The sequence below is a fragment of the Pantoea sp. B623 genome (genome assembly GCF_024814475.1).
GTDB lineage: Bacteria > Pseudomonadota > Gammaproteobacteria > Enterobacterales > Enterobacteriaceae > Pantoea > Pantoea ananatis.
In genome coordinates, this window is record NZ_JANUXM010000004.1 from 2,057,409 (window position 1) to 2,072,536 (window position 15,128).

At 55.9% G+C, this 15,128-nt stretch carries 13 protein-coding genes; 6 read left to right on the top strand and 7 right to left on the bottom strand.

Going from position 1 to position 15,128, the window contains the following annotated elements:
* Positions 1–174: 174 nt before the first annotated feature.
* From NXS97_RS11430 to iucA, 5 genes are read right to left on the bottom strand one after another with little or no spacing between them, the layout of a single operon-like run.
* Positions 175–2,370 (bottom strand): TonB-dependent siderophore receptor, encoded by a 2,196-nt coding sequence (locus NXS97_RS11430; protein WP_014595119.1) that lies wholly within the window; start codon positions 2,368–2,370, stop codon positions 175–177.
* A 27-nt stretch (positions 2,371–2,397) separates the two neighbouring features.
* Positions 2,398–3,732, bottom strand: a complete 1,335-nt coding sequence (gene iucD, locus NXS97_RS11435) for an NADPH-dependent L-lysine N(6)-monooxygenase (RefSeq protein WP_013024253.1) — start codon at positions 3,730–3,732, stop codon at positions 2,398–2,400.
* 3 nt (positions 3,733–3,735) lie between these two features.
* Positions 3,736–5,469, bottom strand: coding sequence for an aerobactin synthase IucC (iucC, locus tag NXS97_RS11440; RefSeq protein WP_116219983.1), 1,734 nt, complete (start codon positions 5,467–5,469; stop codon positions 3,736–3,738).
* Positions 5,469–6,416 (bottom strand): GNAT family N-acetyltransferase, encoded by a 948-nt coding sequence (iucB, locus tag NXS97_RS11445; RefSeq protein WP_116219982.1) that lies wholly within the window; start codon positions 6,414–6,416, stop codon positions 5,469–5,471. Before iucB ends, iucC begins: the two co-directional genes overlap by 1 nt.
* Positions 6,417–8,141, bottom strand: coding sequence for an aerobactin synthase IucA (iucA, locus tag NXS97_RS11450; protein ID WP_019105633.1), 1,725 nt, complete (start codon positions 8,139–8,141; stop codon positions 6,417–6,419).
* 132 nt (positions 8,142–8,273) lie between these two features.
* Here iucA and NXS97_RS11455 point away from each other — a divergent pair, with 132 nt between their 5' ends.
* Genes NXS97_RS11455 through NXS97_RS11465 form a run of 3 tightly spaced genes read left to right on the top strand, consistent with a single transcriptional unit; the run spans position 8,274 to position 10,860 of the window.
* Positions 8,274–9,485, top strand: coding sequence for an MFS transporter (locus NXS97_RS11455; RefSeq protein WP_041930955.1), 1,212 nt, complete (start codon positions 8,274–8,276; stop codon positions 9,483–9,485).
* A gap of 15 nt (positions 9,486–9,500) precedes the next feature.
* Positions 9,501–10,391, top strand: coding sequence for a siderophore-interacting protein (locus NXS97_RS11460; RefSeq protein ID WP_014595113.1), 891 nt, complete (start codon positions 9,501–9,503; stop codon positions 10,389–10,391).
* Between the two features lie 37 nt (positions 10,392–10,428).
* The gene (locus tag NXS97_RS11465) at positions 10,429–10,860 is read left to right on the top strand and encodes a GFA family protein (RefSeq protein ID WP_116219981.1); all 432 of its coding nucleotides are present in this window, start codon (positions 10,429–10,431) and stop codon (positions 10,858–10,860) included.
* Between the two features lie 35 nt (positions 10,861–10,895).
* Here NXS97_RS11465 and NXS97_RS11470 read toward each other — a convergent pair whose 3' ends face one another.
* Entirely contained in the window at positions 10,896–11,765 is an 870-nt protein-coding gene (locus NXS97_RS11470) for a LysR family transcriptional regulator (protein ID WP_013024245.1), read from the bottom strand.
* 98 nt (positions 11,766–11,863) lie between these two features.
* On the opposite strand from NXS97_RS11470, the gene NXS97_RS11475 reads away from it, so the two are divergent.
* Both NXS97_RS11475 and NXS97_RS11480 read left to right on the top strand, forming a co-directional pair.
* Positions 11,864–12,373 (top strand): phenolic acid decarboxylase, encoded by a 510-nt coding sequence (locus tag NXS97_RS11475; protein ID WP_015701223.1) that lies wholly within the window; start codon positions 11,864–11,866, stop codon positions 12,371–12,373.
* Positions 12,374–12,579: 206 nt separating this feature from the next.
* Entirely contained in the window at positions 12,580–12,900 is a 321-nt protein-coding gene (locus NXS97_RS11480) for a hypothetical protein (RefSeq protein WP_042676986.1), read from the top strand.
* 10 nt (positions 12,901–12,910) lie between these two features.
* Here the strand turns inward: NXS97_RS11480 and NXS97_RS11485 are convergent, their stop codons facing one another.
* Positions 12,911–14,146, bottom strand: a complete 1,236-nt coding sequence (locus NXS97_RS11485) for an FAD/NAD(P)-binding oxidoreductase (protein ID WP_116219980.1) — start codon at positions 14,144–14,146, stop codon at positions 12,911–12,913.
* A gap of 185 nt (positions 14,147–14,331) precedes the next feature.
* On the opposite strand from NXS97_RS11485, the gene NXS97_RS11490 reads away from it, so the two are divergent.
* Positions 14,332–15,123 (top strand): sulfite exporter TauE/SafE family protein, encoded by a 792-nt coding sequence (locus tag NXS97_RS11490; RefSeq protein ID WP_105079047.1) that lies wholly within the window; start codon positions 14,332–14,334, stop codon positions 15,121–15,123.
* The last annotated feature ends 5 nt before the right edge of the window (positions 15,124–15,128 follow it).

The window sequence follows — 15,128 nt, forward strand, 5'->3', positions numbered from 1 at the left end:
TTGTGCATTAAATGTACGCACATAAAGACTATCGGCATGTACCTGACAAAACTGAGCGTATTCGTTTAGGTATTGTTTACATTGTGTAACGGCACAGCGTGTTTAGCGGCGACAGGAGGAAAAAGTGAGATTGAGTGAGGCTTGCCCGGCGTCACACCGGGCAAGAATGAAGACTTAAAACAGTACCGAATAGTTCAGCCCAAAGGTGCGACCCCGGCCTTTGTACTGATACAGCGACGGCGAGCCATAGGTCGGGCTGTAGAACAGCGGCGCACGCTGTCCCCACACCGTGGTGTAGTCGCGATCCAGCAGGTTCTCGACGCTAAAGCTCAGCTTGCCCACCGGCAACTGGTAGCTGCCGATAAAATCAACGGTGGTATAACCGTCAATTTTGTTGCCGCCGTTATCGGTCAGGTCAAACGACTGCGTGCTTTGCAGGCGCAGGCTCCAGGGATCCGGCGACCAGCCAACATAGGCGGTGGCTTTCGATGGACTGGCATAAATGACATCCCACTTCTTCCAGCCGCCATCTTTTTTGGTTTCAGACTTGACCAGGTTGAAGTTGACGCCGGTGCTCCAGTTGGTATCGGGGATAAAGTAATCCACCGCACCTTCCACGCCATAAATACGGCGCTTGTCATCGTCCACGTTAATGGTCATATCGCTGCGGTTGACCGAAATCGATTTGTCTGACAGCGAATAGTAGGCTGCTAACTGCGTGCGCAGGTCATTACCGGTGTAACGCCAGCCCAGCTCGTAAGAATCGACTTTGATGCCCTGAAGCTTCGACTGATCGACATTAACGCTGTTCAACAACTGGTAGTTGCCGTTTTGCAGACGATAGGTGCCGTTGCCGTAATACTTGCCCGGATCCGGCAGTTCAACGCCTTGCGAGAAGTTGAACCATGCCTGCTGCCGCTCGGTGATATGCATCAGGATACCGGCGTTGTACAGGACGTTGTCATAATCCGTTGAGCCGCCTGGAATCGCATCGGCCGAACGCGCCGTGCCATTAGCAATCGCCTGCTGCTGGGCATAGCCGACAAAGTCGTCCACCTTGTTTTCGGTGTACTGATAACGAACGCCGCCACTCAAGGTGAAGGTATCGTTGATGTCGTAGCTGGACTGCAGGAAAGCCGCCAGGTTAGTAATGTCATAACCCGGATAGCGTCCGGTGGTGTAAATGCTCTGGTTGTTCAGGCCACCCGAGGCGGCCGACTGTGCCAGATCAAAGAACATCTGATTGGAACTAAAACGTTCATGATCGGCATCAACACCGTAGGTCAGCTGCAGGTTGTCGAGCGGTTTACTGGTGATTGCCAGCTTGCCGCCGTACTGATCAGTATCCTGTTTAGAGGAAGAGAGGCTGGTCACCCGCCCGCCGGACACCGTTGGGAAGGGATAAAACGCCAGAGATTCATCACGGTAGTAGACCTGACCCACCAGCTCCTGACCCAGGAAATCGGTATTAGAGTACTGCAGACTGACCAGGTGGCGCTCGGTGCCGGGAATACGGTCTGAGTTCAGTCCTTTACTGGTGTAGGCGTTACCGTTACCGGTTACCGCCGAAAAGTTTCGGCCAAGATAGAGGCCATAATCGTCATCGCCCTGGCTCTTGTAGTATTGCGTCACCAGCTGCAACTGCTGGTGATCGTCAATCTCAAGCGTGCCGGTGCCCATCACATCCAGACGATCGGAGTATTGCAGGCCCGTCTGGGTGTTATCGAGCAAAACAGAATCGCCGTTGCCGTCATACCAGCCGCCAAACTTCTGGTAGGCCACCGACAACCGTCCCGAGGCGCGGTCATTGCCGCCCGAGATTGCGCCCGCCACGCGCTCATCGTGATCTTTACTGTTGTTAAACCCGGTTTTGGTGCCGGTTTCAAACTCAAACTGGGTGCCCGGCTGGCCTTTTTTGGTGACGATATTGATCAGACCACCGGTGCTGCCCCCGCCGTACAGCGAGGTTGAACCGGAGATCACCTCGATGTGATCGATGTTAAAGGGATCGATCGAATCCAGCTGGCGGCTGTCTGTGCGCGAAGAATTCAGGCGAACGCCGTCCACCAGCACCACAATCGCGCGGCCGCGCATATTCATGCCGTAGTTGGTTCGGCCCTGGCTACTGACGTCCAGGCCCGGCACCAGCTGCGCCAGCGCATCTTTAAACTCTTTGCCGCCCTGGACTTGTTGCTCCAGTTCGGCCCCCTCAATCACCCAGGTGGTTTGAGCCATTTCTGCCACCGTACGGTGCGTACGGCTGGCCGAAACCACCATGTCATTTTCACTGGTTTGCTGTGCGACCGCGGGCGCCATCATGGCTAACAGCAGCGGATTAAGCAGCCAGATATTCTTGTTTTTAGTCTTCATTATCGTTCCTGCGTGCGAGGTTAAGGCTTACCCCAAGGACTCGGTATAGTTTTTAGTGGACGCAGCGCCATGCTGCGGTTTTTCCCGGCTGACGCTGCGCCACTGGATCAGGGCGGGCGGCGTGCTGAGATCGAACAAATCGCGCCCCAGTGCGCGATTCAGAATACGGGCGGATCGCCATGCCATCAGGCTGAGCTGAGGCTCCGCGATACCGTGGGTTTGCATACTGGCGTTCACCGCAAAGATGTTATTTTCTTTTGGCCCGTTCCACTCAAGCGTGAAGTCCTCACGCACGCTGAACGTGCACTCATCTTTCATGGTCAGGCGGCTCATCAGGGGGGAGAGCAGTTCTGGCAGCGCAGGCCGGTAGCCGGTGGCGAAAATCACCACATCGCATTCGATAAGGTCGTAGCCCTGGTCAAGCTGATGCTGCAACTGAAGCTGCCAGCCCTGGTGATGACTGTTGAGTTCAATGACCGAGCGGCTCGGCAGCAGGTGCGCATTGCGCGGCTGACGCTGCACTTCAAAGCGATGATACAGCTCGCGATAAATCGTCAGCAGGGAATCTGCCGTGATGCCGTCCGAGGTCATCTTCTGTTCAGCCAGCATTTTCTGTCGGGCAGCCTCGTTCAGACCGACAAAGCTGGAAACGTATTCTGGCGTGAAGTACTCGTTGGCAAAAGCGGCCTCATCCAGGGCGTTAAAATTGTTGCGGCGCGACACCCAACTGACCTCAGCCGGTTCGCCCCATTCACCCCGGAAGGCGTTGAGGAACAGATCGGCACCACTCTGACCGCCGCCAATCACCGCCACACGCTTGCCGCGCAGGTCGGGTTTACGCAGGCTCATTTCGCTGGCGTGGAAACAGGTGGCGCTGATGCGGTTTACGCAGGGCGGCAGGTAGGGCTGCTTGCCAATACCCAGACAGATGTTGCGGGCATAGCTTTCCCCGCCGTTACTGTGAATCACAAAGCGTTTATTGGCCTCATCAAAATCGATGCGTTCCACCGTGTGATTAAAGCGCAGGTTGTTCATGCCCTCGGCAGCCCAGCGCAGATAGTCGGAAAACTCATCCCTTGAAACGGTGCGCAATTCGGTGGTCATAAAGCGGTAAAACTTTTTACGCTTCACCAGATAGTTCACAAAGCTGAACGGGCTGGTAGGCGCGACCGCGGAGACCAGATCTTTTAAAAACGAGGTCTGCATATGGCAGTCAGGCACCAGCATACCGGGATGCCAGGCAAAATCTGGGCGACTGTCTAAAAACTGGCTGGTAAAGCCTTCAGCTTCGTGTGCCAGCGCCGCGATACTCAGGTTAAACGGGCCAATGCCAACGCCAATAAAATCAACAGTGTTTGTCATGATTCAGTCCTTGGTAACCAGCCACAGCGGGTTTTGCAGATTTTCCAGGTAATTGGGCAACATACGGCTTCCGCCGTCCTGATCGGGCCAGGTGAGTTTTACCGGGTTCAGCACGACACGAATGATTTGTGGCTTGAAGAGTGAGAAAAGCGCAAAACGCGCCGACAGTTGCGGATGGTCCTGCATATAGTCGCTCAACACTGCGGCAAGCAGTTGGTAAAAACGTCGTTCCGGAACGCCAAGGCGCGCCATTAACGGCGAAATAAAACGCAGGACCGTGACAAAATGGCCAGTCTGCAAATCATGAATCAAATAGTCAGCACTCAGGCGTGCCGTCACATCGCGGACGTCCTGAGGCAGAGAGTCCATCTCCGGAAAATCGTCCTTTACCAGACGCATATCGCCCTGAAAATCTTTCAGCAATACGCGCTGGGGTACGCCGTCTTTCATCGCCAGCGTAATATTTTGCCCGTGTGCGATCAGCGCCACGCCATAACGGCACAGCAGGTGATACAGCGGCACCACGGCCACGCGGAACATCTGACTTAACCAGGCCTCGGCGCTCAGGCCCGAGCGGGCAATGTAGGCGCCGATAAGCGGCTGGTTGTTTTCATCGCACTCCATCAGCGTGGCCATCAGAATTGGCGTTTCGTCCGCGTGCAGCCAGCGCGACGGATTTTCACGCCAGATCACGCCCAGCATTTCCTGGTAGCGATAGGGGGCTTCGGGCAACGCGCCGTAGCCGCGATGGGAAACATAACCGGCGGCCGGCTCGCCCAGGATCACCGCCCCGCTCTGCTGCAGCGTCGTGTCGGTGGCAAAGACGTTTTGTAACCAGCGGGAGGCCAGCGGGCCCGCCGCGATATATTTGCCCGGAATACCGCGATAGCAGGAGGTGTTGTAAATGGTAAGCGGCAGTTTGATATCCAGCCCGCCCTGACGGCTGGCGTTGGTCAAGGTGCGCAGTGACTGTTGCGCCAGCCAGCGATCGCCGAATTCACCCAGCGACAGCATATTGCCCGTGGCCAGATCCGCGACAAAATCGAGCGCGATTTTTTGCTGCCACTGCCAGGGATGCACCGGCAAAGGCAGCCAGCTGTCGTCCAGCCCCTGCGCCTGCCAGGCCTCGGTGAAACGCGTATATTCGGCGCTGTCCATCGCGGCCTGCAACAACTGCTGGATGTCCAGCTCGCTGTCGCAGCGCCAGACCATATGATCACGCTTTACCGCCAGCCAGTGCAGGCGGAAGGTATTCATATATTCGGGTGCGTAGCGCGCCAGCGCCTCTTGTCCCCATCCGCGACGGCCTTTATTAAAGGCAAACTTAGGGTGCCCGCTGAGCAGGCACTGCAGGCGGTCGGCATCCATATCAATCAGCGCATCGGCACTCATGCCCTGACGTGCCTGCATAAGCTGAAGATCGCCGCGCAGCGTGGCATAGAGATCCTGCATATGTTCCGCCACCGTGGCATCACTCATCGACAGCACCGGCTGTAGCTGGCACAGCAGCGTCTGGGCCAGTATCGGCTCATCCGCACAGCGCAGGCTTTGTGCATCTATCCATAACCAGCCCCAGATGCCCCGCTCGGCGGTGAACTGCCATTCGGCACCCGGCAGACTGATGCAGTAACGGTTGTCGCCCTGCGGCTGAGCCTGAAAGACCTGCTCGTACTCCAGCTCGGCCAGCATTTTTGCCACCAGCTGACGGTTAACGGTTTCCCATGCGTGCGAATTCATCACAGGCCCACCTCGCTGAAGAAACGGGCGCGCTGGGTCATCACCAGGCGAGAGCGCTTGTGCGGAAAGTCGAACTCTTTCATGGTGGTATAGCCCGCGGGTTCAAGGTGACGAAACAGGCGCTGATTATCCGCCCGTGGTTCCAGCACCAGGCGCTGAGTTTGCGGATTATCCAGCAGCAGATAGTGGCTGATGCCGCGCAGCCAGCTCTGCACAAAGTGCGGCCCGCGCCACTGCGGCTCCCCCACCAGCAGATGCAAACCGCGATCGTACGGCTGCCAGCTGTAGTGCCGCCCGATACGATCTTCCGCCGCCCAGTAAATTTCAAAGTAGCTGAAGGGCTCGTCATCAAAACAGCCAATCAGCGGAAAGGCATAGCTGCTGCCGAGCTGGCGTTCAAGATAGGCGGTCTGAGTGGCCAGCGATCCGCTCTGCTCCCAGAAGTAATCCACGCGCGGATCGTTCATCCAGCGGGTAAACGCTTCGGCATCCCGGGCAGGATCGGCCACGCGGAAGCTCAGCGTGCGCCGTACGCGCGGATCGTAACGGCGATACACTTCGCCATCAGGTCGCGCTGGGCGCTGGGGAAAATAGATCTCACGTTCGGCATCAAATACCATCTCGCCGGAGGCCTGCTGACGAGGCGCAGACAACCACAGCGGCAGTTGCCAGAACGTCTCGCGGTGGACGATATCGCTTTTCAGGGCCGCAAACAGCGCCAGCGCCTGAGGCTCTTCACGCCACTCTGCGAAGGGCAGCACCACGGCAGAAAGCTGCGGGGCAGCGATAAACATCTGATCCAGCGCGTCACGCAGCCAGCCTTCGGGCAGTGGACCGGCAAAATGCAGCACCGCACTGTTGTCCTGTCCCCAACCCAGATTCAGGGTTTTTCCTGACTTTTCGCAACGCAGGCCGTGGCCGCTTTGAACAATCGTTGCCTGAGACATTTAGCGCTCCTGAGACAGCAGTGGGTTGATGAAGTCGAAGTAGATCACCGACGGATCGACGATGGTGTTTTCATTGTGATCGTGCAGGTAACAGAAGAAGTTGCCCTTGACGTTCCAGTGCGGGCTTTCCAGCACGTAATCCAGGCAGCCCTTGTGCGTGACCTCGTTACGTAGCGCACTTAACGCATCGCGTACCCGCGCCATCAAATGGGTTTCACTGTCCATGCCCGCCGCGCCCAGTGCCGCCGTGACGGCAAAGGTAGAATTCACTAACAGGTAATAGGGGAAGTAGCGCAGCAGCTGCTCGCGACTAAAGACGTTTTCCGCCTGCGCTTCGCCAATCATGTCCAGCCAGCCTGCGGCGTGAGGCATAAAGGCGCTGCCCTGGCAGTCGCGATAAATCAGGCCAACCGGCAGGTCCTGCTCCATTTCCACCAGGATATTTTGCTGATGGGCTAACAGCACCAGGCCGTAATCGGCTTCGGCGGTGAACAGGGGCTTCAGCACCTGCTGACAGTAAGCGTCGACCCAGGCATGCGCAGCCTGTTTTTCGCTGATGTGCAGGCGCTGGCTCAGGCGCTTTACTGCGGCAGACAGCAGTGAGTCGCCGCCGTCCGGCGCGGACTGCGTCAGGGAAACCAGCACGTTGGTCTGGCTCTGCGGCCTGTCGACAATCAGGTTTTCACGCAGTGCGAACAGGCTCTCTTCCATAATCGTGCCCTGCGCATCGCGCAGTCCGGCCCAGCCATCTTCCTGCATCACGCGAAACGCCGGGAAGCGTGCCTGCATGTCCTGCCAGCGGTCGGTCTGCGCCAGACGCGCCAACCGCATGCCGCGTTTGACCTCTTTGACCGACAGGGTGCGGACGGAGTTTGTCAGCCGCACGCTCAGGGAAAACTTGATCATGTCGCGGCTGGTCGCGCAGTACAGCGAACGCGATGAGGTGGTGGGCAGCCAGGGCGCACCGGCTTCACCCAGGTCAGTAACCAGGCCTTTTTCCACCAGTTGCTGACACCAGGTCTGCTGGAGCAGATAGTCCGCCTGCCAGGGATGGAGCGGGAACAGCCATTGCCGATCGGTTAGCGCATGCAGTAACTGCGGCGCGTTTTCTGCCGCAAAGCGCGTCAGGCGCTGCTGCAACGTCAGCTGCAGGCTGTCACCCGCCAGATGGTCTTTATCCACCGCAAACCAGCGTAACGGAAAATGTGGCGCAAAATCAGGCAGGTAACGTTCGGCCTGCTGCTGCGTAAAAGGTTCATGTGATTTGGGTGCCGGATGGAAGGCGTGCCCGACCAGCAGGGCCTGCTCTGCTTCGGCAAAGTTCAGGGCTTTCTCACGCAGGCTTCGCCAGTCGTGGCGGGCAGCCGTTGCCTCAGCGGTATGCGCATGGCTTTCCATCACGCGCTGGTAAAACGCCTCACAGCCGGGAGCGGGCAGCTGTTGCTGATGTTGCAGTTTATCGACAATCAGTCTGGCAACGGTGGCGAACGTCACCGTCTCGCTGCCACGGTGAGTGACCAGCCGGGCCGGGAAGGCAAAACGGTGATGCTGGGTAGGAGAAAAGTAAGCCACCTTAAAGTGTAGGGCCTTTTCTTCCGCCAACGGAATCACTAACTCGGCGGGTTCACCCTGGCTGAGTCGCCAGTCCTTGGTTTCACGGATCAGGGAATTCAGGAAGCACTGTGCGGCCACATCCCAGGATCCATTGTGCGTCGATTGAATCATTATCAAACAATTTCCAGGCGTTATGATAATGCGAATTCTGCCGATAACAGTTCTCATTATCAACGACAATTGTTAGAATTGGCGGAATAAATTTTACAAATACATACAACAAAGATACGGGTTAGCAACATTGTGACATCTCTTGAACTGACCGCTACGCCACAAAAAGCCTTACCTAACTGGCCTTTAGCATTAAGCGCCGGACTGCTGGGCGTCGGACAGAATGGTTTGCTGGTGGCTATCCCGATGCTGGTTGCGCAGACCAGTTTAAGTCTTTCGGTCTGGGCGGGATTGTTAACGCTCGGCTCTATGCTGTTTTTGCCCTCATCGCCGTGGTGGGGAAAACAGATTGCGCGTCTCGGCAGCAAACCGGTCGTGCTGTGGTCACTGGCCGGTTATGGCGCAAGTTTTTTGCTACTCGCTATGGGCTGCGCACTTCTTTCCACGCGGGCGGTCAGTGCTCCGATTGGATTAGGTATATTAATTATTGCCCGGGTGATTTATGGCCTGATGGTATCGGCGATGGTTCCGGCGTGCCAGGTCTGGGCGCTAAACCGTGCCGGTGAAGGCAAGCGCATGACGGCGCTGGCGACCATCAGCTCCGGTCTGAGCTGCGGCAGGCTGTTTGGCCCGCTGTGCGCTGCCGGAATGTTAGTTATTCATCCGATGGCACCGCTGGTGTTACTGGTCGTTGCGCCGTTGCTGGCGCTGGCTATGTTGTTGCCGTTGCGCGGTACCGAGCCACAGCCTGCGGTGGCGCGCAGGAATGCCCGCCTGCGCATCGATTGTCTGCCCTATCTGCTGTGCGCTCTGCTGCTGGCGGCCACGGTGAGCCTGATGCAGTTGGGCTTATCCCCGGCACTGGCCAGACAGTTTAGCGGTGATACCGCCGCAATCAGCCATCAGGTTGCCTGGCTGCTGAGCGTGGCGGCCATCGCCTCACTGGGCGCCCAGTTTATGGTACTGCGACCACAGTTACTGACGCCGCTTGCGCTGTTGCTGAGCGCAGGGCTGTTGATGTCTCTGGGTCTGGCGATGATGCTGAGCACACCGCTCTGGCTGTTTTACACCGGCTGTGCCCTGCTTTCGTTTGGTGCTGCACTGGGTACGCCGGCTTATCAGCTGCTGCTAAATGACAGGCTGGCAGACGGTGCCGGTGCCGGGTGGATAGCCACCAGCCATACCTTAGGCTACGGATTGTGCGCGCTGCTGGTTCCCCTGGTGTCGCAATCACAGGGCGAAACGGCGCTGATCGCTGCCGCATTCAGCGCTGCCCTGCTGTTCGTGGCGATGTCAGGTGTGATCTGGCGTGCACGTCGCCGCTCAACCTTATCGGCTCATTAACCAAAAGGAACGACGATGGCTGAAGCCCATAGCTACCGCCTGTTTGACGTAAAACTGGCACGCAAGCGTCATCTTTCTCCCTCAATGCTGAGCCTGGTGTTCAACGGGCCTGACGTGGCGCAGATGAAGTCTGACGCGCCCGATCAGCGGATCAAAATTTTGCTGCCGGCGGAAGATGGCAGCATGCCTGCGCTTCCCGATGATGGCGAGTGGTACCAGACCATTCTGTCGCTGCCAAAAGAGAAGCGTCCGCTGTTGCGCACCTATACGCTGCGTCATCTCGATCCTGAGCGCCAGGAGTTGACGATTGAGTTTGTCAGCCACGGTACGGAAGGCCCGGCATCGGCCTGGGCGATCAATGCTGAACCGGGTGACAGCCTGGTGATCGTTGCGCCCAATGCGGCCTGTGAATCTGACAGCGGCGGATATGAATGGACGCCGCCGGATGCGCTGCGTAATGCGTTACTGATTGCCGATGAAACCGCATTACCCGCGGCGAAAGGCATTCTGGAAAGACTGTCCCGACAGGAAAACCCGCCTCGGGTTCAGGCCTTTTTTGAAGTCCCGGATGCGGAAGATTGCGTCGATCTGCACGCCTATACCTTTGCCGACATCGTCTGGTTGCCGCGAAAACCTGCATTTGCTTCACACGGGGAATGCCTGGTTGAGGCAATAAAATCCCGGGTTAACGTTCCCGATGGCGGCCGCCAGCAGGACGTGCAGGAAGAGGCAGAAGGCGAATTGCTGTGGGACCGTGCTCAGGGCCGCAACACGGAATTTTACGGTTGGGTAGCGGCCGAATCGACCGTGGTGAAGCTATTACGCCGCCACCTGATAGGGGAGCGCGGCGTCGATCGCGACGCGATTAACTTTATGGCTTACTGGGCCAAAAAGCGGGCACACTAAACACCGCCTTTGGGTTGGCGCATTCAGGGAAACAAGGATGATTTCTGGACGTTGTTTATGCGGAACGGTCGTTTTTAAGCTGGCTCAACAACCCAGCCATTTTTACCGCTGTCACTGTTCGCTGTGCCGCCGTCAGACCGGTACCGGCCATAACCTGGCCACGCTGGTTCATGCCGATCAGTTTAGCTGGCTGGCCGGTGAAGCCGATATTAGCAGTTGGCGTCGCCCGCAGGGATACCGTAATGACTTCTGCAGGCACTGTGGCTCGACGGTGCCGAACCTGTTGCGCGGCCGCCCCCTGATCTGGCTACCGATTGGGCTGTTAGATGAAGACCTCGCGTTGCAGTGTGCAGGCGATTTCTGCCTTGAGGGTGCAATGTCCTGGGACGTTCACGAGGTAAAAAACGGATATCCGCACGCGCCAGATTCGCTGGATGCCCTGCGCCTTGCGTTGAACGGTGACAAATAGCCCCTGAAGACGCGTTCCTCATCGCGATCCCTCTGTCACGAACGGGTGGCGTTTTTCAGCAGATCGAGCAGGGTAACAATTTGTGGATCCAGCGTCAGGATGTCTTTCTTAATCAGTAAGTGCAGCGGGGTGGCACGACGAACGCCGTGCTGTAAGGGCAATATTTTTAGTGTTCCCTGCGCCAGTTCATGTTCGATGCGCTCGAAGGGGATCCAGCCATAACCCACCTGGTGCACCACCGCCTCTACCGCCGCCTCAATAGTCGAAAACGACCAGTAATCGCCATTGCTGCTCTCATCCTGCACGGTAAAATGTTCCCGGTCGGCAATGCGAATCAGCGGATACTGTGCCAACCGTTCTTCATCCAGGATGCCGCCATGCTGATGCAAGGGATGGTCGCAGTGCGCCACGGCGACGAAATCCACATTCATCAACCACTCTCCCCGCCCGGCCATATCCTGGCGCTGGGTCACCACCATCACGTCGGCCTCGGCGTAATCGGTGTTGGTTTCCAGCACCTCGGTCAGGTTGATCTGAGTATGAGGATGGCATTGCTGAAACGCCTTAAGGACGGAAAACAGTTGTCGACGCGGAAAGATGCTGTCAACCACCAGATCCAGCTTTGTTCTGACGCCGCTGCGTATTGATCCCGCAAACGCCTCCAGTGAATGAAAAGCTTTCAGTAGCGGGCGCACCTGCGCCAGCAGCAACTCGCCTGCGGGCGTCAGCACCGCCTTGCGCCCCTCTGCATGTAACAGCGTAATCCCTATGCGCTGCTGCAACATAGCAAGGTTATAGCTGACGGATGACTGACTGCGGTTGGTCAGACTCGCCGCTCTGGCAAAACTGCCCTCTCGCACCACCTTGTCCAACAGGCTCCACTGCTCCAGTGTGGTTTTATGCATAACCAATCCAATTTTTGAATCAATTTCATCATAAATTAGCGTTTTTAATTCACAAAGTGAATGGGTAAGCTGGTTTCAACCACAGAGGAGAACAAATAATGAGCAAATTCGACAAACACAATCTTGACGGTTTCATCGGTAAACATCTGGTTTATACCTATGACAATGGCTGGAATTACGAGCTGTATATTAAAAACGAAGACACCGTCGATTACCGTATTCATAGCGGCATGGTGGGCAACCGCTGGGTGAAAGACCAGCATGTCTATATTGTCTGCGTCGGTGAAGACATCTATAAAGTGTCCTGGACTGAACCGACCGGCACCAGTGTCAGCCTGATTGCCAACCTGGGCGACAAGCTGTTTCATGGCACCATCTTCTTCCCGCGCTGGGTCATGAATAATCCTGAACGCACCGTCTGCTTCCAGAACGATCATCTGGACGAAATGGCGCAGTACCGCGATGCCGGCCCGACTTATCCAATAGAAGTCATTGATGAGTTCGCGACTATCACCTTTGTCCACGATGCGGGAAAAAATAACGATGACGTGATAGCCTGCGCGGCGAGTGAATTACCTGCCAATTTCCCTGAAAATTTGAAAAAATAATTAGCTATTAAAAGGGGAATCCCCCTTTTTTTTAAAAAAAGACGCACACAGCAATTTCGAATTTATCAGAGCCGCTATTTTTCTTTTTTTAGAAACCATCGTCGACGACATATTTTCTTTCACTCATCACATTTATCCGATCCTCACGCTGTTTTATTCTGAGCCATTCGTTTTTCGCCCGTCGCGATAACAACCTGAGGCCCAGAATGAAAATCATTTTGCATGTACCTGATAAAAATCGCATTGCTCACGCCCTGGCTAATGCTGGCAATCTGCTTAAAGAAGAGGATTTTGACGGGGATATCGCCATCGTTTTTAATGGCGACGCGGCAGGTGATGTGACTGGCAGGACGATTTCAGATGCCCTTAAGAATGCGCCGAGCGTGACGCTGTTACTCTGCAATAACGCCCTCCGGGCACAAAATATTGACGTCAGCATGCTGCCATCCCACTTTTGCGTCGTGCCCGCCGCCATAACCTACATTATTGAACAGCAGTCGCGGGGCGCTTTATACGTTCGCCCCTGAACGGCCTTCTCTACAGGGGTTTACTTTTGGCCAACCACTCAATACCGCGCAGCATACCAGCCCAATAAAAGCGCGGTAAAAACCAGGCCTTTAGCCACCATCCTGCGCGGCTGGGACGGGCTGAATGGAGCGGAAAGGTCGGCAGCAGGCGGTTGCCATAACCAAACTCGGCCAGCACGACTTTGCCTTTCTCCACGGTGAGCGGACACGAACCGTAGCCATCGTAACGCGTTTGCGGGATCGCCCCGTTAACGACCTGCCTCAGGTTTTCGGCCACGACCACGATCTGTTTACGCGCCGCTGCGGCCGTCTTGGCGTTCGGCGTTGAGCAGCAATCGCCCAAAGCAAAAATATCGGGCCAGCGGCTGTGCTGCAGCGTTTCTTTATCGACATCACACCAGCCAGCAGCATCCGCCAGACCGCTTTCGGCAATAAAGTCTGGCGCAGCCTGAGGCGGGACAACATGGAGCATATCGAACGGCAGGGTGACGTCACGCGTGCTGCCGTCGGGATCGGTGAGAGTAAACGTCGCCTGCTTATTGATTCCATCAACGGCAGTAAGCGTATGTCCAAAATTGACCTGCGCCTGATATTTCTCCAGATAGGCCTTCAGCGGCGGAACAAATTCGGGCACGCCAAAAACGACCTGACCTGCCAGGCAGAACTGAATGTTGATCTGTGCCAGACGGTCCCGTCGCAGCCAGTAATCGGCGGAGAGATAGAGCGCCTTCTGCGGCGCACCCGCGCACTTTATCGGCATCCCTGGCTGGGTAAAAATGGCTTTTCCCTGCTTCAGGTTTTGCACCAGTTCCCATGTATAGCGCGCCAAATCGTATCGGTAGTTTGACGTTACGCCGTTGCGGCCCAGGGTTTCACTCAGGCCCTTGATTTTATCCCAACGCAGCATCAGACCGCTGGCGATAATAAGATAGTCGTAACCTATTTTTTGGGCTGTCGCTGTTTCAATATATTTCAGATCAGGTGAAACATGCGTCACGGCATCTTGAATCCAGTTCACGCCCGACGGAATAACGTCACTCATGCGTTTTCGGGTTTTTTCAGCGGAAAATAATCCGGCACCCACCAGTGTCCAGGCAGGTTGATAATCATGTTCTTCCTTTGGCTCAATTAGCGTTATTTTGATGTTTTTAATGCGTTTCTTAATACTTGCGATGACGCCAATTCCAGCTGAGCCACCACCAATAACAACAAGATGCGGGTGATGGGGATTATTTTTATCATTCATGCAGGCCTCCCTTTCATTTAACCGTAGTGGATAGCAGCACAGATATAAAGCAAATCAATAGACTTTAAAGTTATAAAAAAAACCTCTTATAACATTTAGCTATATGATATAGCAAAAAGAAATAATGAGTTGACAGTCATTTTTACGACCTCTTTAATAGCGTAAAAATAACGCCAGGAATGAAAATGATCATTCAGGAATTCACCCATTTTTCAGCCCTCACGGTGAGCCTGTTAGTTGTAACAGGCATCGCCGTAGGCTTTTTTCTGGCGCTGACCGGCGGCGGCGGATCGGTCATGTGCGTGCCGCTGCTGCTGTATCTGGTGAAGGTACCCGACACGCATCGGGTCATCGGCACCAGCGCCATTGCGGTGGCGGTCAGCGCCCTGATCAATCTGTTTGCCCATAGTCATAAAGGCAATGTCAGATGGGCAACGGGTGCGAGGATTTCTCTTGTGGCGGTCTGCGGCGCACTGCTCGGAGCCGAACTGGGAAAAATCGTCAGTGGACAATACCTGCTACTGCCGTTTTCCCTTTTGATGTTCACCGTGGCGCTGATGATGCTGAGAAAACAGTCTCCTTTGCCCGGAGCCTCCGCGCCAGACAGGCACTTTGCCCCCGCTATCGTCTGGGGAAGCGTACTGCTGCTGGGCATACTGGCCGGATTTATGGGCATCGGAGGGGGATTTTTAGTGGTGCCCGCGCTTGTCTGGTTGTTCCGCTTTCCCATGGTGGAGGCGATAGCAACCTCGCTGATGGTGGTGTTCGCCATGGGGATCTCGACCAGCGCAAGCTATGCCCTGGCGGGCAAAGTCTCTGTAGTGATGACAATCTACCTCATTGCTGGCGGCCTGCTGGGCGGCTTAGTCGGTGTCGCGGTGGCCAGCCGGCTGAAACACAATGCGCGCGCGATCAATGCCGTCTTTTCAGCCATGTTGATCGTGATGGCCAGCTACATGTTGCTTAAAAATCTCTGAATAAA